21 protein-coding genes and 1 tRNA gene are annotated in these 21,793 nt (G+C 59.5%); 16 read left to right on the top strand and 6 right to left on the bottom strand.

Going from position 1 to position 21,793, the window contains the following annotated elements:
• Positions 1–13: 13 nt before the first annotated feature.
• From ruvA to M2400_RS12565, 12 genes are all read left to right on the top strand, one after another.
• The gene (gene ruvA, locus M2400_RS12620; protein ID WP_177078776.1) at positions 14–625 is read left to right on the top strand and encodes a Holliday junction branch migration protein RuvA; all 612 of its coding nucleotides are present in this window, start codon (positions 14–16) and stop codon (positions 623–625) included.
• Positions 626–1,684, top strand: coding sequence for a Holliday junction branch migration DNA helicase RuvB (gene ruvB / locus M2400_RS12615; protein WP_071484352.1), 1,059 nt, complete (start codon positions 626–628; stop codon positions 1,682–1,684).
• A gap of 139 nt (positions 1,685–1,823) precedes the next feature.
• Positions 1,824–2,279: a tol-pal system-associated acyl-CoA thioesterase gene (gene ybgC, locus M2400_RS12610; RefSeq protein WP_177046030.1), complete on the top strand. Its 456-nt coding sequence runs from the start codon at positions 1,824–1,826 to the stop codon at positions 2,277–2,279.
• Position 2,280: 1 nt separating this feature from the next.
• Positions 2,281–2,976 carry a protein TolQ gene (gene tolQ / locus M2400_RS12605; RefSeq protein WP_003209819.1) on the top strand — a complete coding sequence of 232 codons (696 nt, stop codon included), beginning with the start codon at positions 2,281–2,283 and terminating at the stop codon, positions 2,974–2,976.
• Between the two features lie 23 nt (positions 2,977–2,999).
• Entirely contained in the window at positions 3,000–3,452 is a 453-nt protein-coding gene (gene tolR, locus M2400_RS12600) for a protein TolR (protein ID WP_161635741.1), read from the top strand.
• A complete protein-coding gene (tolA, locus tag M2400_RS12595; protein ID WP_177046032.1) occupies positions 3,452–4,525 on the top strand; it encodes a cell envelope integrity protein TolA in 1,074 nt (357 codons plus the stop codon). Before tolR ends, tolA begins: the two co-directional genes overlap by 1 nt.
• 17 nt (positions 4,526–4,542) lie before the next feature.
• Positions 4,543–5,823, top strand: a complete 1,281-nt coding sequence (tolB, locus tag M2400_RS12590; RefSeq protein ID WP_032881902.1) for a Tol-Pal system beta propeller repeat protein TolB — start codon at positions 4,543–4,545, stop codon at positions 5,821–5,823.
• A gap of 55 nt (positions 5,824–5,878) precedes the next feature.
• Positions 5,879–6,379 carry a peptidoglycan-associated lipoprotein Pal gene (gene pal / locus M2400_RS12585; protein WP_003209827.1) on the top strand — a complete coding sequence of 167 codons (501 nt, stop codon included), beginning with the start codon at positions 5,879–5,881 and terminating at the stop codon, positions 6,377–6,379.
• Positions 6,380–6,385: 6 nt separating this feature from the next.
• Positions 6,386–7,219 (top strand): tol-pal system protein YbgF, encoded by an 834-nt coding sequence (gene ybgF / locus M2400_RS12580; RefSeq protein WP_177046034.1) that lies wholly within the window; start codon positions 6,386–6,388, stop codon positions 7,217–7,219.
• 164 nt (positions 7,220–7,383) lie between these two features.
• Positions 7,384–8,031, top strand: coding sequence for a 7-carboxy-7-deazaguanine synthase QueE (queE, locus tag M2400_RS12575; RefSeq protein ID WP_177046036.1), 648 nt, complete (start codon positions 7,384–7,386; stop codon positions 8,029–8,031).
• A gap of 1 nt (position 8,032) precedes the next feature.
• A complete protein-coding gene (gene queC, locus M2400_RS12570; RefSeq protein ID WP_259196828.1) occupies positions 8,033–8,710 on the top strand; it encodes a 7-cyano-7-deazaguanine synthase QueC in 678 nt (225 codons plus the stop codon).
• A 63-nt stretch (positions 8,711–8,773) separates the two neighbouring features.
• Positions 8,774–8,849 (top strand) — tRNA-Lys (locus tag M2400_RS12565).
• Positions 8,850–8,968: 119 nt separating this feature from the next.
• On the opposite strand, the gene pstB is transcribed toward M2400_RS12565, so the two are convergent.
• From pstB to lldD, 5 genes are all read right to left on the bottom strand, one after another.
• The gene (gene pstB / locus M2400_RS12560) at positions 8,969–9,748 is read right to left on the bottom strand and encodes a phosphate ABC transporter ATP-binding protein PstB (protein ID WP_177046046.1); all 780 of its coding nucleotides are present in this window, start codon (positions 9,746–9,748) and stop codon (positions 8,969–8,971) included.
• Positions 9,748–10,620: a phosphate ABC transporter permease PstA gene (gene pstA, locus M2400_RS12555; protein WP_177046048.1), complete on the bottom strand. Its 873-nt coding sequence runs from the start codon at positions 10,618–10,620 to the stop codon at positions 9,748–9,750. Before pstA ends, pstB begins: the two co-directional genes overlap by 1 nt.
• On the bottom strand, positions 10,617–11,612 hold the full coding sequence (pstC, locus tag M2400_RS12550; RefSeq protein ID WP_177078775.1) for a phosphate ABC transporter permease subunit PstC: 996 nt from the start codon (positions 11,610–11,612) through the stop codon (positions 10,617–10,619). Before pstC ends, pstA begins: the two co-directional genes overlap by 4 nt.
• Before the next feature lie 67 nt (positions 11,613–11,679).
• Complete coding sequence (gene pstS / locus M2400_RS12545) at positions 11,680–12,696, bottom strand: phosphate ABC transporter substrate-binding protein PstS (protein WP_177046052.1); 1,017 nt, start codon at positions 12,694–12,696, stop codon at positions 11,680–11,682.
• A gap of 170 nt (positions 12,697–12,866) precedes the next feature.
• The gene (gene lldD, locus M2400_RS12540) at positions 12,867–14,009 is read right to left on the bottom strand and encodes an FMN-dependent L-lactate dehydrogenase LldD (protein WP_177046061.1); all 1,143 of its coding nucleotides are present in this window, start codon (positions 14,007–14,009) and stop codon (positions 12,867–12,869) included.
• A 108-nt stretch (positions 14,010–14,117) separates the two neighbouring features.
• Here lldD and M2400_RS12535 point away from each other — a divergent pair, with 108 nt between their 5' ends.
• Positions 14,118–15,044: a LysR family transcriptional regulator gene (locus tag M2400_RS12535; RefSeq protein WP_177046063.1), complete on the top strand. Its 927-nt coding sequence runs from the start codon at positions 14,118–14,120 to the stop codon at positions 15,042–15,044.
• Here the strand turns inward: M2400_RS12535 and M2400_RS12530 are convergent.
• Positions 15,010–16,968: a PAS domain-containing sensor histidine kinase gene (locus M2400_RS12530; RefSeq protein WP_259196826.1), complete on the bottom strand. Its 1,959-nt coding sequence runs from the start codon at positions 16,966–16,968 to the stop codon at positions 15,010–15,012. The two genes, M2400_RS12535 and M2400_RS12530, sit on opposite strands and share 35 nt — an antisense overlap.
• Positions 16,969–17,350: 382 nt before the next feature.
• On the opposite strand from M2400_RS12530, the gene M2400_RS12525 reads away from it, so the two are divergent.
• The 3 genes from M2400_RS12525 (at position 17,351) to nadA (ending at position 21,618) form a co-directional block, all read left to right on the top strand.
• The gene (locus M2400_RS12525) at positions 17,351–18,637 is read left to right on the top strand and encodes an OmpP1/FadL family transporter (RefSeq protein ID WP_177046067.1); all 1,287 of its coding nucleotides are present in this window, start codon (positions 17,351–17,353) and stop codon (positions 18,635–18,637) included.
• A 128-nt stretch (positions 18,638–18,765) separates the two neighbouring features.
• Positions 18,766–20,340, top strand: a complete 1,575-nt coding sequence (locus M2400_RS12520; RefSeq protein WP_259196825.1) for a lactate dehydrogenase — start codon at positions 18,766–18,768, stop codon at positions 20,338–20,340.
• Between the two features lie 219 nt (positions 20,341–20,559).
• A complete protein-coding gene (gene nadA / locus M2400_RS12515; protein ID WP_177046069.1) occupies positions 20,560–21,618 on the top strand; it encodes a quinolinate synthase NadA in 1,059 nt (352 codons plus the stop codon).
• The last annotated feature ends 175 nt before the right edge of the window (positions 21,619–21,793 follow it).

Below are 21,793 nucleotides of genomic sequence, written 5' to 3'. Positions count from 1 at the left end.
TAAGGATTCGAACGTGATTGGACGCTTGCGCGGCACCCTGGCTGAGAAACAGCCGCCGCACCTGATTCTGGATGTAAACGGGCTGGGCTATGAGCTGGAAGTGCCCATGACCACCCTCTACCGCCTACCGTCGGTCGGTGAGCCGCTGACCCTGCACACCCACCTGGTGGTGCGCGAAGATGCGCAATTGCTCTATGGTTTCATTGGCAAGCGTGACCGGGATTTCTTCCGCGAACTGATCCGTCTCAATGGCGTGGGGCCGAAGCTGGCGCTGGCGTTGATGTCGAGCCTGGAAGTGGATGAGCTGGTGCGCTGTGTGTCGGCCCAGGATACGTCGGCGCTGACCAAGGTGCCGGGTGTCGGCAAGAAAACCGCCGAGCGTTTGCTGGTGGAACTCAAGGATCGCTTCAAGGCCTGGGAAGTGGTGCCGAGCATGTTCGCCCTGGTGCCTAACCAGCCGGACGCACCGGGTGCGCCGGTGGCCAGCGCGGAAAGCGATGCGGTCAGTGCGCTGATCTCCCTGGGCTACAAACCGCAAGAGGCGAGCAAAGCCGTGTCGGCCATCAAGGACAAGAACCTGAGCAGCGAAGACATGATCCGCCGCGCCCTGAAGGGAATGATTTAAGTGATTGAAGCTGATCGTCTGATCGCGGCCACCGGCCCGCGTGATCGTGAAGAAGTCCAGGACCGGGCGATTCGCCCCCTGAGCCTTGCCGAATACATCGGCCAGCCCACCGTGCGCGAGCAGATGGAGCTGTTCATCCAGGCCGCGCGCGGGCGCAGCGAGTCACTGGACCACACGTTGATCTTCGGCCCTCCGGGGCTGGGCAAGACCACCCTGGCCAACATCATCGCCCAGGAAATGGGCGTGTCGATCAAGTCCACCTCGGGCCCCGTGCTGGAGCGCCCGGGCGATCTGGCGGCGCTGCTGACCAACCTCGAACCTCACGACGTACTGTTTATCGACGAGATTCACCGGCTTTCGCCCATCGTCGAGGAAGTGCTGTACCCGGCCATGGAAGACTTCCAGCTGGACATCATGATCGGCGAAGGCCCGGCGGCGCGCTCGATCAAGCTCGACCTGCCACCGTTCACGCTGGTGGGTGCCACCACCCGGGCGGGAATGCTGACCAACCCGTTGCGAGACCGTTTCGGGATTGTTCAACGTCTGGAGTTCTATAGCACGGCGGACCTGGCCACCATCGTCAGCCGTTCGGCGAATATCCTCGGTTTGCCCCTGGACCCGGAAGGCGCGTTTGAAATCGCCCGCCGCGCCCGTGGTACACCACGGATTGCCAACCGTTTGCTGCGCCGGGTACGCGACTTTGCCGAGGTGCGGGCCAAGGGGCATATCACCAAGCCGGTGGCAGACCTGGCGCTGAACCTGCTGGATGTCGACGAACACGGCTTTGATCACCAGGACCGGCGTCTGCTGTTGACCATGATCGAGAAGTTCGACGGCGGTCCGGTGGGCGTGGACAGCCTCGCGGCAGCCATCAGTGAAGAGCGGCACACGATTGAGGATGTGCTGGAACCGTACCTGATCCAGCAGGGCTACATCATGCGTACACCAAGGGGCCGCGTGGTCACCCGGCATGCCTATCTGCACTTTGGGTTAAACATTCCGTCACGATTGGGCGAGATGCCCGTAGTAGACGAATTCCTCGATGCAGTAGACGATTAAAAAAGGCTTGGCGATTCGATTTATTCGGCGTTTGTGCTGTCCTAGTGGCTGGCGTCGTCATTCTTTCGTTAGAAATGTGCCAGAGAATGAAAAACAGTTGCCTGGCCGGATTGGCAACCTGAGGAGTAAGCACTAGAGTATGCGCGCGCAAAACGGGGATCAGTCGTTCGCACATCGCTGTCGCGTTTATTACGAGGACACCGATGCTGGCGGCATCGTTTACTACGTCAATTACCTAAAGTTCATGGAACGGGCTCGAACCGAGCGGCTACGGGAGCTGGGCTTTGCCCAATCCACGCTTGCAGGGGAGGACCTGTTGTTTGTCGTGCATTCCAGCGAGGCGCGTTACTACGCGCCGGCGCGACTGGACGACGAACTGCTGGTCAGCGCAGAAATAACCGAATTGAACCGTGCCAGCCTGCGCTTTAAACAGCAGGTCAGGCGGGCTACGGATGCAACGCTGCTCTGTGAGGGGCAGTTCCTGGTGGCCTGTGTTCGCACCAATAGTTTGAAACCCCGGGCCATTCCCGAAACTCTACGCACGGCCTTTGCCGGCGTGAGCGGCGCGGGTAAACATTCAGAGCAGGAGATTTAGCGTGGAACCTACCGTCGTCGACCATTCCTCCATGTGGAGCCTGGTCAGCAATGCCAGTGTCGTGGTTCAACTGGTGATGCTGGTCCTGGTAGCCGCATCGGTTACCTCTTGGGTCATGATTTTTCAGCGCAGCAACTTGCTGCGTGCCGGTCGACGTGCCCTGGAGAGCTTCGAAGAGCGCTTCTGGTCGGGTATCGACCTGTCCAAGCTGTACCGCCAGGCGGGCAGCAACCCGGACCCGGATTCGGGCGTCGAGCAGATCTTCCGCGCCGGCTTCAAGGAATTCTCCCGTCTGCGCCAGCAGCCAGGTGTTGACCCGGAAGCGGTCATGGAAGGCGTGGCCCGTGCCATGCGCGTCGCGATTTCCCGCGAAGAGGAAAAGCTTGAGCAAAGCCTGCCGTTCCTCGCCACCGTAGGTTCCGTGAGCCCTTACATCGGCCTGTTCGGTACCGTATGGGGGATCATGAACTCCTTCCGCGGCCTGGCCCAGGCCCAGCAAGCGACCCTGGCCACCGTGGCCCCGGGTATCGCCGAAGCGCTGATCGCCACCGCCATCGGCCTGTTCGCAGCTATTCCCGCAGTAATCGCCTACAACCGTTTTGCCGCTCGTGGCGAAACCTTGATCAGCCGTTACTACACCTTCGCCGATGAATTCCAGGCGATCCTGCACCGTAAAGTGCACACCAGCGAAGAATAAGCAGGTAATTCCCAATGGCTTTAATCGCTCGAGCTCGCAAAAAGCGCAAGCCGGTCGCCGAGATGAACGTAGTGCCTTACATCGACGTGATGCTGGTGCTGCTGGTTATCTTCATGGTGACCGCGCCGATGCTCAATCAGGGCGTGAAGGTTGATCTGCCCAAGGTTTCCAGCGAAGCCTTGCCGCAGGACAACAACACCCAGGTCCTGACCATTTCGATCAAGGCTGACAAGACCTATTACTGGAACCTTGGCAGCGAAGTCGACACTCAGAAACAACAGGACAAGGCCATGACCTTGCCGCAGATGACTGATGCCGTGACCAAGATCATTCGCGCCGGCAACGAAGGCGGCAAGCACACCCAGGTGTTCATCCGCGGCGACAAGGTTGTCGACTATGGCTCCGTGATGGGCGCCATGGGCGGGCTGCAGAAGGCCGGAGTCGGTAATGTTGGCTTGATTACCGAGGCGCCCTGATGCACCAACAGCGAGAGCCGTCCGCCTCGGAAAGCTTCTTCTGGCCTAGCGTCTGGGCAATTGCCCTGCACGTCCTGGTGTTTGGCCTGCTGTTCGTCAGCTTTGCCATGACCCCGGACCTGCCGCCAGCCAAGCCGATCGTGCAGGCGACCCTGTATCAGCTGAAATCGAAAAGCCAGGCCACCACCCAGACCAATCAGAAGATTGCGGGTGAGGCCCAGAAGTCGGCTGCGCGCCAGACTGAAGTCGAGCAGATGGAACAGAAGAAGGTCGAGCAGGAAGCGGTGAAGGCTGCTGCGGAACAAAAGAAAGAAGAGGCGGCTCAAAAGGCCGAGGAATCGAAAAAGGCTGACGAGGCGAAGAAAGCGGAAGAGGCGCAGAAGGCTGATGAAGCCAAGAAAGCCGATAAAGCTGCCGAAGCCAAAAAGGCCGAAGAGAAACAATTGGCTGATATAGCCAAGAAGAAATCTGAAGAAGAAGCCAAGAAGGCTGCCGAAGAAGAGGCCAAGAAAAAGGCCGCTGAAGACGCGAAGAAAAAGATCGTCGAAGACGCGAAGAAGAAAGCTGCGGACGACGCCAAGAAGAAAGCTGAAGCTGACGAGGCGAAGAAGAAAATCGCCGACGATGCGAAGAAGAAAGCTGCCGCCGATGCCTCCAAGAAAAAGGCTCAGGAAGCAGCACGTAAATCGACCGAAGACAAAAAGGCCCAGGCCTTGGCCGATTTGCTTTCCGACACGCCGCAGCGCCAGCAAGCCTTGGCCGATGAACGTGGTGATGAAGTCGCGGGCAGTTTCGATGACCTGATTCGCTCACGGGCAGCAGAAGGGTGGACCCGTCCTCCTTCGGCACGCAAAGGCATGACAGTAGTGCTGCAGATCGGCATGTTGCCGGACGGTACGGTGACTTCGGTCAGCGTGGCCAAGTCCAGTGGCGATGGTTCGTTCGACAGTTCGGCGGTAGCAGCGGTCAAGAACATTGGCCGGTTGACCGAGATGCAGGGAATGAAACCAAGCGACTTCGCTCCCTACCGTTCATTCAAGATGACATTCACACCTGAGGATCTAGCCTTGTGAGAAACCTTCTTCGAGGAATGCTTGTCGTTATTTGCTGCATGGCAGGGATAGCGGCGGCGGATGAAAAGAACATTCTGGTCACCAGCGGTAGCGATCGGGCCACCCCGATCGCCGTTGTACCGTTTGGCTGGCAGGGCGGCAGCGTGCTGCCGGACGACATGGCGCAGATCATCAGCGATGACCTGCGTAACTCCGGTTACTACGCACCGATCGACAAAGGCAACATGATCAGCCAGCCGACCCAGGCCAGCGAAGTCATCTTCCGCGACTGGAAAGCGTTGAACGCCCAGTACCTGATGGTGGGCAGCATCACGCCGGCCGGCGGCCGCCTGCAGATCCAGTACGCGTTGTTCAACGTCGCGACCGAGCAGCAAGTGCTGACCGGCAGCGTGTCGGGCACCACGGACCAACTGCGGGACATGGCGCACTACATCTCCGACCAGTCGTTTGAAAAACTGACCGGGATCAAGGGTGCCTTCTCGACTCGCCTGCTTTATGTAACGGCCGAGCGTTTTTCGGTAGACAACACTCGTTACACTTTGCAGCGTTCCGACTATGACGGCGCTCGTGCAGTGACGTTGCTGCAATCCCGTGAGCCGATCCTGTCGCCACGCTTTGCACCGGATGGCAAGCGTATCGCCTACGTGTCCTTTGAACAGAAGCGTCCACGGATCTTCGTTCAGCACATCGATACCGGTCGCCGTGAGCAGATCACCAACTTTGAAGGCCTGAACGGCGCGCCAGCCTGGTCGCCCGATGGTTCGCGCCTGGCGTTCGTACTGTCCAAAGATGGCAACCCGGACATCTACGTGATGAACATGGCCTCGCGCCAGCTGAGCCGTGTGACCAGCGGCCCGGGCATCAACACCGAACCGTTCTGGGGTAAGGATGGTTCGACCATCTACTTCACCTCCGACCGTGGCGGCAAGCCGCAAGTCTACAAAACCAGCGTCAACGGCGGCGGCGCCGAACGTGTGACCTTTATTGGTAACTACAACGCTGCACCGAAGCTTTCGGCCGATGAAAAGACGTTGGTGATGATTCACCGTCAGGATGGTTTCACTAATTTCCGGGTTGCGGCCCAGGATTTGCAGCGCGGAACCGTAAAAATCCTCACAGATACCAACCTTGATGAGTCAGCCACTGTTGCGCCCAACGGCACCATGGTAATCTACGCCACCCGCCAGCAGGGCCGGGGAGTCTTGATGCTCGTGTCCATTAATGGACGCGTAAGGCTCCCGCTTCCTACCGCACAAGGCGAAGTCAGAGAACCGTCCTGGTCCCCTTACCTGAACTGACGCGGCGCTACAAAAAGAAGTACTTAACACACTGGGGTTCATTAGGAGTTTCACGATGGAAATGCTGAAGTTTGGTAAGTTTGCTGCTCTGGCTCTGGCTCTGTCCGTAGCCGTTGGTTGCTCGTCTAAAGGCGGCGACAATGCCGGTGAAGGCGCAGCTGTTGATCCAAACGCTGGTTACGGCGCTAACACTGGTGCAGTTGACGGCTCCCTGAGCGAAGAAGCTGCTCTGCGCGCTATCACCACTTTCTACTTCGAATACGACAGTTCGGACCTGAAGCCAGAAGCCATGCGCGCTCTGGACGTTCACGCGAAGGACCTGAAAGCTAACGGCGCTCGCGTTGTTCTGGAAGGTAACACCGACGAACGTGGTACTCGTGAGTACAACATGGCACTGGGCGAGCGTCGTGCGAAAGCCGTTCAGCGCTACCTGGTACTGCAAGGTGTTGCTCCAGGCCAACTGGAACTGGTTTCCTACGGTAAAGAGCGTCCAGTTGCTACTGGCCACGACGAGCAGTCCTGGGCTCAAAACCGTCGCGTCGAACTGCGTAAGTAATTCGTCATGCGAACGTGCCGTCGTGCTCTAACTGTATTGGCTCTCAGCCTGGCACCGCTTGCGGTGTGGGCTGCGGTTCCTGTGGAAGATAGCAACTCTGGCTATAACAATAGCGGGAGCAGTTATCCGCCAGCGGGTTATGGCACGAACGGCGCCTATGTCGGGGGTGCGGCTACGGCCGCACCTTCGGCACAGGGCGAGCTGTTCAACCAGCTGCAACGCATGCAGGATCAATTGTCGCAGCAACAAGGCACGATTGAAGTTCTGCAGAATCAAGTGAACCAGCTGAAGCAAGAAGGCCTGGAGCGATACCAGGATCTTGATCGACGCATTGGAGCCGGCGTTACACCAGCCGCTACTCCTGATAATTCTTCTGCCGGTGGCGCGCCAAGTGCGGCCGCCGGTGGTGCAGCAGCAGGCGCGGCTGCCAGCCAAGCCCCTGCCGCCAGCAGCGAACCGGGTGATCCGGCGAAGGAGAAGCTGTATTACGACGCAGCCTTCGACCTGATCAAAGCCAAGGATTTCGATAAGGCCAGCCAGGCTTTTACCGCATTCCTGCGCAAATACCCCAACAGCCAGTACGCGGGTAACGCCCAGTACTGGTTGGGTGAGGTGAACCTGGCCAAGGGCGATCTGCAGGGCGCAGGCCAGGCCTTTGCCAAGGTCAGCCAGCTGTACCCCAAGCACGCCAAGGTGCCGGACTCACTGTACAAACTCGCTGACGTAGAACGCCGCCTGGGTCATACCGACAAGGTCAAAGGCATTCTGCAGCAGGTGGTGGCCCAGTATCCGGGTACCTCCGCTGCCCAGTTGGCCCAGCGGGATCTGCAACGCATGTAAGCGTCGCAACCCGTTCAGAAGAAACCCGCGCCCTGCGCGGGTTTTTTCGTTAGAATCCACGCCCTTTTATGAAACACGCTTCCTGGGATTTACGCGTTGGCGCAATTCCTTGAAGTGCCTGACGGAGGCGGACAGCCTGTTTAGCTGTTACGCCCGTGGCGACTATGCAAGACACATTACGTATCACCGAAGTTTTTTACTCGTTGCAGGGTGAAACGCGCACTGCCGGGCTGCCCACTGTATTTGTGCGCCTGACCGGTTGCCCGCTGCGTTGCCAGTACTGCGACAGCGCCTACGCCTTCAGCGGCGGCACCGTGCGTACCCTTGAAGACATCCTCGAGCAAGTGGCCGGTTACCGGCCGCGTTATGTCTGTGTCACCGGTGGCGAGCCACTGGCGCAGCCTAACGCCATTCCCTTGCTCAAGCAGTTGTGTGATGCCGGCTACGAAGTGTCCCTGGAAACCAGCGGCGCCCTGGATATTGCTGCGGTCGACCCTCGGGTCAGTCGGGTCGTCGACCTGAAGACCCCAGGCTCCAAGGAAGTGCACCGCAACCGTTACGAGAACATCGAGCTGCTGACGCCCAACGATCAGGTCAAGTTCGTCATCTGTTCCCGTGAAGACTACGACTGGGCGACCTCCAAGCTGATCCAATATGGTCTGGACCGCCGCGCCGGCGAAGTGCTGTTTTCCCCAAGCCATCACGACCTGAATGCTCGCGACCTGGCCGACTGGGTTGTCGCGGACAACCTGCCGGTACGCCTGCAACTGCAACTGCACAAATACCTGTGGAACGACGAGCCGGGGCGCTGAGATGACTGAACAAAAGCGTGCGGTCATCCTGCTGTCCGGCGGCCTCGACTCCGCCACCGTGGTCGCCATGGCCCGGGCCGAAGGCTACAGCTGCTACACCATGAGCTTCGACTACGGCCAGCGCCACCGCGCCGAACTCGACGCCGCCGCCCGCGTCGCGCGCGACCTGGGCGTGGTGGAGCACAAGGTGATTGGCCTGAACCTCGACGGCATTGGCGGCTCGGCGTTGACCGACAGCTCCATTGATGTACCGCAAGGCCCCAGCGAAGGCATCCCGGTGACCTATGTGCCGGCGCGCAATACCGTTTTCCTGTCCCTGGCCCTTGGCTGGGCCGAAGTGCTCAATGCCCGTGACATCTTCATTGGCGTCAACGCCCTGGACTACGCCGGCTACCCGGACTGCCGTCCCGAGCACATCGAGTCATTCGAGCGCATGGCCAACCTGGCGACAAAGGCCGGTGTAGAAGGGCAGGGCTTTCGCATCCTGGCGCCGCTGCAGAACCGCAGCAAGGCCGATATCGTGAAGGCTGGCGTAGGACTTGGCGTCGATTACTCGCTGACTGTTTCCTGCTATCAGGCAGACAATGACGGTCGTGCTTGTGGGAAATGCGACAGCTGCCGACTGCGTGCAGAAGGCTTCCAGGCGGCCGGAATTACTGACCCAACGCGTTATTTCTGATTTATTTCAAATAAGGTGTTGAATAATCCTTAGAAATCAGTATTATACGCGCCACCACACAGCGGGTCGTTAGCTCAGTTGGTAGAGCAGTTGGCTTTTAACCAATTGGTCGTAGGTTCGAATCCCACACGACCCACCATTTTTGGCGGTTTAGAAAATCCGGAAGGCCCACGCAAGTGAGGATTTCCGGGTTTTTTTTTGCCCGGTAAAAAGCCGATCACTCCCAAGGCAGGGAGTGATCGGCTTTTTTCTTTAAACCTAGCCAAACCGCCCGGTTATATAGTCCTCGGTCTGCTTCATCTTCGGCTTGGTGAAGATCTCATCCGTATTGCCGTGCTCAATCAGCTCCCCCATGAACATGAACGCGGTGCTGTCCGATACCCGCGCGGCCTGCTGCATGTTGTGGGTCACGATGATCACCGTGTAGTGCTCTTTCAGCTCGGTGATCAACTGCTCGATGCGCCCGGTGGAAATCGGGTCGAGCGCCGAGGTCGGTTCGTCCAGCAGCAATACTTGCGGGCGCAGTGCAATGGTGCGCGCGATGCACAGGCGCTGTTGCTGCCCGCCTGACAGGCTCTGGGCGCTTTGCTTGAGTTTGTCTTTCACCTCGTCCCACAGGGCGCCGCCGCGCAGGGCCTGCTCGACACGGTCATCCATTTCCCGGCGTGTCAGTTTTTCATGGTGGCGCACGGCATAGGCGATGTTGTCGTAGATCGACATCGGAAACGGCACCGGCTTCTGGAAGACCATTCCGACGTGGCTGCGCAGGCGGTTCATCGAGTAGCCGGGAGCCAGGATGTTCTCGCCGTTCAGCAGCACCTCGCCGCGCGCCTCCTGCTTCGGGTACATCGAGTAGATACGGTTGAATACCCGCAGCAAGGTCGACTTCCCGCAGCCCGACGGGCCGATGATCGCGGTGATGCGTTTTTCCGGAATATCGATGTCGATGGATTTCAGCGAACGCTGGTTGTTGTAGAAAAACTCCAAGCCACGCACACGGATTTTGGTTTTTTCAGGTTCAAGTCGGGTCGATTGCATCAGTGGGACCTATTGCGCAAAAGAATCAGGCGAGACAGCAAGCTCAGCACCAGCACGAACATCGTCAGCACCAGGGCACCGGCCCAGGCGAGGGCGTGCCAGTCATCGAACGGGCTCATGGCGTACTGGAAAATGACCACCGGCACACTGGCAATCGGCTTGAGCAGGTTGCTGCTCCAGAACTGGTTGCCGAAGGCGGTGAACAGCAGCGGGGCGGTTTCCCCGGTAATCCGCGCCAGCGCCAGCAGGATGCCGGTCACCACCCCGGCCTTGGCCGCTCTCAATACAATCTGCAACGTCAGCTTCCATTGCGGCACGCCCAGGGCCAGGGCGGCCTCGCGCATGGTGGAGGGTTGCAGCTGGAGCATTTCGTCGGTCGTGCGCACCACCACCGGGATCACCAGCAGCGCCAGCGCCAGGGCGCCGGCAATGGCGGAGAAGCCGACCTGGTGATTGGTCAGCAGGTTCAGCGGCAGGATCACGCCGGTATAGATGAACAGTCCCAGCACGATCGATGGCGCAGACAGCAGGATGTCGTTGATGAAACGCACCGTGGTACCCAGGCGCGAGTGACGTGCGAACTCAGCCAGCCAGATGCCCGCCATCAGCCCGATGGGTGTGCCGATCAGCAGCGCAATCCCGGACATCAGGGCGCTGCCATAAAAGGCGTTGGCCAGGCCGCCGTCGGTTCCGGGTGGCGGCGTCATCTGAGTGAACAAGCGCAGGTTGAGCGCCTGGAAGCCGTTGATGATGGTGGTCAGCAGAATCCACGCCAGCCACAGCAGGCCAAAGACCGTGGCGCCACAACTCAACACCATGGCCACGCGGTTCTTGAAGGCACGCCTGCGGTACAGGCGTTCGCTGCTATTCATAAGCCCTCCTTGCGGGACAGGCGCATGAGCAGCAGTCGCGCCAATGCCAGCACCACGAATGTCACGATGAACAGCAGGAAGCCCAAGGCAATCAGCGCTGAGCGATGCAGGTCGGTATAGGCCTCGCTGAACTCGTTGGCGATGACGGAGGCGATGGAGCTGCTGGGCATCAGCAGCGACGCGGAGAACTGCTGGGCGTTACCCAGCACGAAGGTGACGGCCATGGTTTCGCCCAAGGCGCGACCGAGGCCGAGAAACACACCGCCGACCACTGCCGAGCGGGTGTAGGGCAGGACGATGTCCCACACCACCTCCCAGGTCGTACTACCCAGAGCGTAGGCAGACTCTTTCAATTGAGTCGGCACACTGCGAAAAACTTCATGCATCACCGAGGTAATGAACGGCGTAATCATGATCGCCAGGACGATGCCGGCGGTCAGCATCCCGATGCCCAGTGGCGGCCCCTGGAACAGCGAGCCAATCAATGGAAGTGCGCCCAGGTAGTCGTTGATCCAGGGTGACAGGTACTCGGCCATGAATGGCCCGAAAACAAACAATCCCCACATGCCATAGATGATCGAGGGAATGCCCGCGAGCAATTCGACGGCGGAGGCAACTGGCATTCTCAGCCAGGGCGGCGCCACTTCGGTGAGGAAAATCGCGATGCCAAAACTCACCGGCACCGCAATCAGCAGTGCCAGGAAGGAGGTGACCAGCGTGCCGTAAATCGGCACCAGGGCGCCAAAGTGGTTGTTGACCGCATCCCACTCGGTGCTGGTAATAAAGCCGAAACCGAAGGTCTTGAAGGCCAGGCCACCGCCCCACAATGTCGAGGCGGCAATACTTGCCAGCAACAGCAGGACGAGCATGGCCGCGCCGAACATTGAGCGTTTGAACCACAGGTCGTTGCGTTGATCACGAGCGGCGCGGCTGTCACCCGATACATCGCTCGCGTGAGTGGTCATGGCCAGGGGTTGGACAGTTTCATTCATATCGGATGTGCTCATCCCCTTGCTCAAGCACGACGCTGCCTGGGCAAGGGGATCATGGGAGGGCGGATCAGTGGGCGAAGTCAGACTTCCAGTAACCTTCGATCCGGGTCACGAGGGAATCGGGCAGCGCTACGTAGTCCAATGCCGCGGCCTGCTGCTGACCTTTTTCCAGCGACCATTTGAAGAAGTTGAAGGCCGCCTGGCTTTGCTCGGCGTTCTTCGCCTGCTTGTACATGATGATCCAGGTGGTCGCCGTGATCGGCCAGGCGTTCTCACCCGGGGCGTTGGTCATGATCAGGTTGAAGTCCTTGGCGTTGGCCCAGTCGGCGGTATCTGCTGCCGCCTGGAAGGCCTTCGCGTTGGGCTCGACAAACTTGCCCGACGCGTTCTTCAGCGAGGCGTAGGTCATTTTGTTCTGCAGGGCGTAGGCGTATTCAACAAAGCCAATGGAGTTCTTGATCTGCTTCACGTAGGCCGAAACACCTTCGTTGCCCTTGCCGCCCACGCCCACTGGCCATGGCACGGTGGTGCCGAAACCGACCTTGGTTTTCCAGCCGTCACTGACTTTGGCGAGGTAGTTGGTGAAGTTGTACGAGGTACCCGAGCCGTCCGAGCGGTGGACCACGGTGATGTTCGCGCCCGGCAGTTTCAGGCCAGGGTTGAGTGCGGCGATCGCCGGGTCGTTCCAGGCCTTGATGTCGCCCAGGAAGATTTTCGCCAGGACATCGCCATCGAGTTTCAACTGGCCGGCCGCGACGCCCTCAACGTTCATCACTGGCACGATGCCGCCAATCACGCTTGGGAATTGGCCCAGGCCGCCGGCCTTCAGTTCATCGGCCGACAGCGGCGCGTCGGAGGCACCGAAGTCGACGGTTGCTGCCTTGATCTGGGCGATGCCGCCACCGGAACCGATGGACTGGTAGTTGATCCGGTCACTGGAGCTCTTGCTGTATTCCTGGGACCACTTGGACAGCACCGGGTAGACGAAACTGGAGCCAGCGCCCGTTACGTCAGTGGCGTGAGCGACACCACTCAGGCACAGGGCGGTCAACAAGACTGACAGACTCTTTTTGGTCAGCAACATCACGACGACACCTCAAAAGAAGGGGGTAAGTGGAAGGGTCCACCTGTCTAAGACGTGACGATTTAATTCCCGGGATGTTTCTGTTTGATGACCGTTTGGCTTTATGAAGAAACATTTAGAAATATCTGCCGGCGACCTCAGAAGGGGGAATTCTGAGGTCGCAGCACTCATCAACCCTGGCTGCGCACCAGAATCGACTCATCGATCTGGGCGATCGATGTCACCCCAGTCAGCGTCATCGCCACACGCATTTCCTTGGCGAAGATATCCAGCAGGTTCTCCACCCCGCGCTGCCCGTCAGCGGCCAGTGCGTATGCCTGTGCACGGCCCAGCAGCACGCCTTTGGCGCCAAGGGCGAGCATGCGCACCACGTCCAGCCCCGAGCGTACGCCGGAGTCCACCAGCACCGTCAGATCGCTGCCCACGGCTTGTGCGATAGGCGCCAGTGCCTTGGCAGTGGACAGCACGCCATCCAGTTGCCGCCCGCCATGGTTGGAGACGACGATGCCATCCGCACCGAAGCTCACCGCGTCCTTGGCGTCCTGGGGGTCGAGGATGCCTTTGATGATCATCGGGCCTTTCCAGAACTCGCGGATCCACTCCAGGTCTTTCCAGCTGATGGAAGGGTCGAAGTTGTTGGCCAGCCAGCCGATGTAGTCCTTCAGCTGGGTGGGCTTGCCCAGGTATTTGGAGATGTTGCCCAGGTCGTGGGGGCGGCCCATCACGCCGACGTCGAAGGCCCAGGCCGGTTTGGTCATGGCCTGCAGGATTTGGCGTTGCGGCCCGTAGGCCCCGGACATCCCCGAGTGGGCGTCGCGATAACGCGCGCCCGGGGTGGGCATGTCGACGGTGAACACGAGGTTTTTCACCCCGGCGGCCTGCGCCCGTTCCAGGGCGTTTTTCATGAAGCCGCGATCTTTCAGCACATACAGCTGAAACCAGATGGACTGTGGGCTCTGGGACGCCACTTCCTCGATCGGGCACACGGAAACGGTCGACAGGCAAAACGGAATGCCCTTGTTCGCGGCTGCCTTCGCCGCCTGGACTTCGCCGCGCCGGGCAAACATGCCGGTCAGGCCCACCGGGCTCAGCACCACCGGCATTGCCAGCGGCTGGTCGAACAGGGTGGTCTCAAGGCTCAGGCTCTCGACGTTGCGCAGGATGCGCTGGCGCAGGCTGATATCCGACAGGTCCGAGCTGTTGGCCCGCAGGGTGTGTTCGGCGTAGGCGCCGCCGTCGATGTAGTCGAACAGGAAACGTGGCAGTTTGCGGCGGGCGGCTTCGCGGTAATCCGATGCGGACGAAATGATCATGAACAGTGATGCCCCGGAATGAAGAAAACGGTGGGGTGAGGATAGACAAAGGCCTTTCATGGTAAAAACAACTTTTCCAACTTGATTCAAGTCGCAAATGGAATACTCATGAACCTTCGCACGTTGCTGGCCTTCGTCGAAGTGGTACGCCAAGGCAGCTTCTCACAGGCGGCCGAGGTGGTGTCACTTACCCAGTCTACCGTCAGCAAGGCGGTCAAGACTCTGGAAGATGAATTGGGCACGCCGCTCTTCAATCGCATCGGCCACAAGAGCGAGCTGACGGCTGCTGGCGAAATCGCCTACCGTCGCGCCTTGGTGTTGCTCGCCGAGCGCAGTGACCTGGTGGCCGAGATCAATGACTTGCTGGGGCTCAAGCGCGGTGTATTGCGCATCGGTTTGCCGCCGGTGGGCAGTGGTGTGTTGTTTGCGGCGATGTTCGCCCTGTACCGACAGCGTTATCCAGAGATTGAGATCGAGCTGATCGAGCACGGCAGCAAGAAGCTGGGCGAATGCCTGGAAGCCGGTGAGGTGGATGTGGCCGCGTTGCTGGTGCCGGTGGCGGGGGAATTTGAATATCAGGATGTGCGGGTGGAGCCGCTGATGGTGGTGATGCCGATCGACCATCCATTGGCTGGACGTAAAAGCGTCGATTTTTCCGACCTCGCCGACTCACCCTTCATACTGTTCGAAGCCGGGTTTGCGCTTAACCGGATTATTCTCACGGCCTGTGAGCGCAGAGGCGTAGTCCCACGCATCACCGCGCGCAGCGCCCAGATCGACTTTATCGTCGACCTGGTTGCCGCAGGACTGGGCGTCGCGTTTTTGCCGAGCATGCTGGCTTACAAGCACCTGCATGCCGGCATTGCCTTGATTCAGCTGGATGAGCCCCAGACTGATTGGCACATCGCGCTGGCCTGGCGACGGCAGGCACATTTGCCACCGGCTGCACGGGCCTGGCTGGATCTGGCCCTGGAAATGGGTAACGTTCCCGGCACCCGGCCTAGCCTTGGGCTATCAGCGTCAGACGACTCTTGACGACTTTTTGCAGCAGCAGGGCCAGCGCCTCGGTGGAGTAGGGTTTTTGCAGAAGGACGAAGCGACTGGCTTCTTCCTGGGCAATACGCGCGTACTCGTCGTTGTAGCCGGTAGTCAGCACCACCGGCAGCCACGGATACAGGGCTTCGATGGCCTCCAGTAACTCCAGGCCACTCATGCCGGGCATGGAGATATCGGAAAACACCACCTGAAAACTTTCCGGGTTGGGGGCCAGCGCTTCCAGCGCGCTTTGGGCATCGGGCACCCACAGCACGTGAAAGCCCATCTGTTCCAGGGTTTGCGAGGTGTACAGGCCGACATCGGCGTTGTCTTCGACCATCAATACGCCCAGGTTCGAGACGATGGGCGAGGCGCTGGTGTCTTGAAGTACCGGCATGGCACTTGGCTCGACCTTGGGCAGGTACAGGGTAAATTTGCTGCCTTTGCCGCACTCGCTCTGCACCAGGATCTCGCCTCCCGATTGCTTTGCGAAACCGTACACCTGGGACAAGCCCAGCCCCGTGCCCTGGCCGATGCCTTTGGTGGTGTAGAAGGGCTCAAAGATCGCGTCGAGTTTTTCCGGCGGAATACCGGAGCCGGTGTCGGCCAGTTCGATCGTCACGTAATCGGCGATGCGCACCGGATGCGCGCGAACCGATGGTAGCCAGCTTGCCGTCGAGACGCTGATCGTCAAATGCCCATTGCCGGCCATGGCGTCCCGGGCGTTGACCACCATATTGACCAGCGCTGTATCGAACTGACTTTCATCGGCGTTGATAAAGCAGGCATCGTCCGGCACCTGGATGCTCACCTTGACCCGTGAACCGGTCAGGCTGTCCATCATCTCGCCTACTCGCATGACGCTTTCGCCGACGTTGAACACCTCTGGCCGCAAGGCCTGGCGACGGGCGAACGTGAGTAACTGGGCGGTCAGGCGGGCTGCACGGTCGACAGTGCTGGCGATGGCTTCCACGTATTTGATGCGGCGCGCTTCGTTCAGGGAGGGCGGCTTCAGCAAGTCGGCGCAGGACTTGATCACCGTCAGCAGATTATTGAAATCGTGTGCGACACCGCCGGTAAGTTGGCCGATGGCTTCCAGTTTCTGCGACTGGCGCAGGGCATCTTCCGACAGGCGCAAGGCTTCCTTGGCTTCTTCCTCGGCCTGGATGTCGCGGCCCACGGCATGGATGTAGTCGCTGTCGGGCACGGCCGTCCAGGCGATCATGCGGTAGCTGCCGTCCTGGTGACGGTAGCGGTTCTTGAAGTTGGGGAAGTTTTTACCGTCGCCCAAACGGCTGACGGCCGATGACGAGACGGCCAGGTCGTCGGGGTGAACCAGCGCGAGCAATTGGCTGCCCACCAGGTCGCCTTCGGCGTGGCCGAGCATGCGGGTCCAGGCCGGGTTCACCGCAGAGATCACGCCGTCGAGTTGCGCCACCAGCATCAGGTCCGGCGACAGGCGCCAGATGCGATCGCGGTCGCGGGTGCGTTCCACCACCCGCTGTTCCAGGGATTCGTTGAGCTTGCGCAGGGACTCTTCGGCTTCGCGCAGGGGCGTGATGTCCCGGGACACGCAGAGGATTTTCTCTGGCAGGCCGTCACTGCCCATGATCGGGCTGACATTCACGTGCCACCATTTCAGGTTGCCGGCCAAGGTATTGGCGGCGCCGACAAAGCTGGCGTTGCGCCCAGCCTTGGCGGCGGCAACGGCGGCCTTGGCGTCGACGTTGCCCTGGTCCTGCCAGAAGTCGGGCCAGGGGCAGCCGCGAATCGCATTGAAGTCGCTGACCTCCATGATCTGCTTGCCGCCTTCGCTCATGAAAGTCAGGCGTGCGTCGAGGTCCAGCACCTTGATGCAGTCGTTGATGCTGGCAAGCACCCGTTCGGTGAAGGCTTCGCTATGGTTGAGGCCGGCGGCGGACAAATCGCTCGCACCCGAATCGGATGGGCTGTTTGTCTCTGAACCCTTCCCGACAGTGCTATTCATTTGAGTGCGGCCGCGCGTGTTAAATGGCCTTTATCATGTCATTGCGACATCTTTATCACCAGCGACTTGACGCTTTTTCGGCGGTAGTCGCCTGTAATGTTTCAAGCCTGGCCAGATGGTCAATGGTCACGAGGAAATCAAGGTTAAAACCCATCAGTCACATTCCGGTTTTCAGGTCTGAATAAATACCGTAAAAACCGCCGAAGTCTTTGAAATCAGTAGAATTGTAGGACAATTATTCGCATGAAAAACTCTTCATAATTCGCCCGCTCGAAGATTGGTAGCTTCCTCGTGCAGCCCAATAATTCGAGTTCTAATAATGAATAAAAAACTCTTCAAGAGCGCTTTGGCGCTGTCGATCTCCCTTGCCTCCACTTCCCTGTTTGCCGGTGGTTTTGCCCTCAATGAACAAAGTATCAGTTCAATGGGCACCGGTTACGCCGGGCGTTCCTCTTCCGCCGATGACGCCAGCACGGTGTACGGCAACCCGGCCGGCATGGCCCGCATCAAGCAGAATGAAGTGAGCATCGGGGCGACCTACCTGGATGCCAAATCGAACATCAAGAATGCCAGTTCCTCACAATTTGGTGCCAACAACCCGGGCACCGACAAGGGCGACATGGTGCCTGGCATTGCCGTGCCGATGGGCTACCTGGTGACGCCGATTGATGAGCACTGGGCGTTCGGCCTGGGTGTTTATGCGCCATTCGGCCTCGAAACCGATTATGAGAACGCCTTCCAGGGCAACGGCTTTGGCAGCAAAAGCGTGATCAAGGTCGTCACTGTCCAGCCAACCGTCAGCTATGCCTTCAACGACAAGGTCTCGGTAGGCTTCGGGCCCACCTTCAACCGCATCTCGGGTGAACTGGATTCCAACGTGCCGCTGGGCGGCGGCGCCGGTGAACAGGTCAAGATCAAGGGGAATGATACCGCCACCGGTTTTAACGCCGGCATCCTGGTGCAACCGTTTGAGAGTACGCGCTTCGGTGTGACCTACCACTCGCAAGTGGTTTACCACCTGACCGGCAAGACCAATGCCTCGGGCCTGGTTTCCGATGCCTTTGATGGCGGCCCGCAACGCTATGACGCAAGCCTGAACGTGACGACGCCATCGTCGGTGGACTTCTCGGTCACTCATCAACTGAACGACGACTGGACCTTATACCTGGGCAGTACCTACACCCGCTGGAGCCAGTTGAAGAAGATCACCGTCAACAACGACGGTGTGTCGGCGCTTGCGGCCCAGTTTGGCGGCTTGAATTCCATCACCGAGCAGCAGAACTGGCATGACACCTGGTCCCACGCCATTGGCCTGTCGTACCAGTTGAACAAACAACTGGTGCTGCGTACCGGCTTCTCGGTGGATCAGACACCTACCAACAACACCGACCGTTCCGTGCGTATTCCTACTGGCGACCGCACGGTATTCAGCCTGGGTGCCGGCTGGACGCCAGTCGATAACCTGACCTTCGACGTCGCTTATTCCTACCTGAAGGAAGAGCCGATCAAGGTCCGCGACAATAATCCGCAGTTGGCACTGACCTACGACGCCAAGTATGAAAACAGCGCCAACGGCTTTGGCGGTTCGGTAACTTACCGCTTCTGATGCACTGAAAGAGGGCAAAGAGTCATTTTTCTGACATGGCTCTTTGCTAGCAATTGTATCAATCGCGCTATTAAACCCTCCCTGTCTTGGTTAAATTAGGAGCAATCCAGCTCAAGACAGGGATCGTCATGACTACGCTTTCTCCCATCAGCTCAGCCATTGCCCTTATCAATCGGCCGGCCGTTACGCCGCCAGCGACGACGCTGACGCCAGAAACGGACGCCACGCTCGTGCGGCCCTCCTCGGTGGTGAGCCTCGGCAACGTGGCGGTTGATGTCCAGGCCCAGACCTATTCCCGAAACGGCCAATTACCCGTCCATGAACCGATCACGGTCTGGGAAAATGACAGCCAGGATGCCGTGACACGGGCGATTGGCGCGAATATCGACTCAACGCCCAGAGCCACCGGGTTCAGCGGCTTGGGCGCTACCCTGATCGAGCAATTCGCCAAGAGCGGTACGGACATTTCCCAGTCGGCGCTCGGCACCGCGTCGTCCAAGATCCAAAGCCCGGCCGAACTCAAGGTTCAGCAAGCGCTGCTGCACAGCGAAGCCGATAACCGGGTCAGCCTTACCGTCAAGACCGCCAGCGGCAAGACCGTCACCTTCAGCCTGGCCAGCCAGCCCGGTGGCCTGGCCGCGCAGGCCAAGGTGGACGGCGGTACCCTCAGCGCCGCCGAGCTCAAGGAGATCGCCAAGTTGGGCGAAGCCTTCCAAGGCGCCATCGACGGCCTGGCTGCCCAGCCGCCGAAACTCGATTTGAGCAAGCTGACGCAGTTTGATTCCCGTGTGTTGTCCTCGGTAGACCTCAGCGGCAAATTGAAAGTGGGGGCAGTGGATGACATCACCCTCGCGTTTCATGCGGACAGCCAGAGCCGTACCACCCGCATGAAAAGCCCGGCGGGAGAGGTGAATCTCTCGGTCGACCTGAAAAACGCCGGCATCCTCGGCAACGCCAAGCAGCAGGCAATCGCGCTGAAAAGCTACCTGGCCCAGTTCGACAAGGCCCAGGCGCGGGGCAAAGCCGATGCGGACCTGATGGCGATGTTCAAGGATGCGTTTACCGCCATGAACAGCAACTACCCGCAGGGCGTCAAAGCGCCACAGGCGCTGACCCGCAATGCCGCGGATCAAGGCCTGTTGACGGGGTTGGCAGATTTCAAGGCCTCCATCAGCCAGACGGCCAGCTCCCCCAACCCGGCGCGCCCTGGGGAAACCGACACGTTTGCCTATACGGTGTCCCAGAAAACCCGCGTGGGCGGCAGTGACATCTCGAATCGCACGATCGATCAGGTCCAGCAATCAAGCCTCAAAGCCAGTTTCCATCGGGACCTCAATGGCGGGAAGCCGCCGGCTTTCGACACCCGCCGGGAGTCACAGAACTATCTCTATGTACAGGTCGACGACAAGGCCAGCAGTGCGGCGAATATCACTTACAAGGATGGATTCCTGACCAACGCCTCCGTCGATCAAAGCGCCATCCAGAACACCCGCACCCAGCGCTACGAGATGGCTAATCTGGTTAAGGACACCCTGGAGCCCAACCAGGCCAGCAGCCATCGCGACTACCTGATATTGCTGGAATACGCGGCGCGAGAGGGCAAGAGGGTCCAGGGCGCCGATGAAACCATCCTGAAGGGTGCGCTGGCGAACATGCATCAGGGCGTGTTGCTGCAAGACGATCCTGGCGCGTTGCCGCGCTAAACCGGACGTTGTAAAAAAGGGAAACCCCGGCGTGGGTTTCCCTTTTTTATGCCTCGCCGATTCCCAGATTAGGCTTTTGAATCCATTCGATATTCTGTAGCCTTGCGCAGCTTCACCGTGCTTGATGAACACAATCACTTCGTCCGGCGGCGCCCGAAAGGCTCCAGAGCCGGTGGTACACTCGACTTTCGCGCAACTGCGCCTGCAGGTCTTGCGAACATGACGCAAATTTCCGAACGCCTTCTGGTCCAAGCCCATCTCGACGCCAAGCAGCCCAAGGTGCTGAGTGCCGAGGAAGAGGCGGGCTACCGTGCCGCCATTGCCGCCGAGCTCAAGGCTCAGGACGCGGTGCTGGTGGCTCACTTCTACTGCGACCCGGTGATTCAGGCCCTGGCCGAAGAAACCGGCGGCTGTGTCTCCGACTCCCTGGAAATGGCCCGCTTCGGCGCGGCGCACCCGGCCAAGACCGTATTGGTGGCTGGCGTGCGTTTCATGGGCGAGACCGCCAAGATCCTCACCCCTGAAAAACGCATCCTGATGCCGACCCTGGAAGCTACGTGCTCCCTGGACCTTGGTTGCCCGGTGGATGAGTTCTCGGCGTTCTGCGACCAGCATCCCGAGCGCACGGTGGTGGTGTATGCCAATACCTCGGCGGCGGTGAAGGCCCGGGCCGATTGGGTGGTGACTTCCAGTTGTGCGCTGGAGATCGTTGAAAGCCTGATGGATAACGGCGAGACGATCATCTGGGGGCCGGACAAGCATCTGGGTACCTACATCCAGCGTCAGACCGGCGCGGATATGCTGCTGTGGGACGGTGCGTGCATCGTTCACGAAGAGTTCAAGTCCAAGCAGTTGGAGGACATGAAGGCGCTGTACCCGGACGCTGCGATTCTGGTGCACCCGGAGTCGCCGACGTCGGTGATCGAGCTGGCGGATGCGGTGGGGTCTACCAGTCAGTTGATTGCGGCGGCGCAGCGGTTGCCTAACAAGACGTTTATCGTGGCTACTGACCGCGGGATCTTCTACAAGATGCAGCAGTTGTGTCCGGACAAGATTTTTGTCGAGGCGCCGACGGCTGGGAATGGGGCGGCGTGCCGTAGTTGTGCGCATTGCCCGTGGATGGCGATGAACACCCTGGAGCGTACGCTGCAGTGTTTGCGTGAGGGGAGTAATGAGATTTTTGTTGAGCCGTCGGTGATTCCGCAGGCTGTTAGACCGCTGAAGCGGATGCTGGATTTTACTCAGGCTGCGCGGTTGAGGTTGGCTGGGAACGCTTGATCTGGGTTGGGTACATATCCGTTTCTTCGGTAACGGCCGCTATTGGTTCCGCTCTTACAGCGGGTCACTTTTGAAAAGCGTGTACGGACCGGACACATGGTTGACGGGTGTACGGGGACATGGTGGACACTTTTCGGCGAGCCAATTTCGCCGGAAATCCATCATGCCCTGGGAC

The sequence above is a fragment of the Pseudomonas sp. BIGb0558 genome (genome assembly GCF_024807515.1).
Classification (GTDB): Bacteria; Pseudomonadota; Gammaproteobacteria; order Pseudomonadales; family Pseudomonadaceae; genus Aquipseudomonas; species Aquipseudomonas yamanorum_A.
Note: the sequence above shows the minus strand (reverse complement) of the source record. Positions and strands in the feature narration are given on the sequence as shown.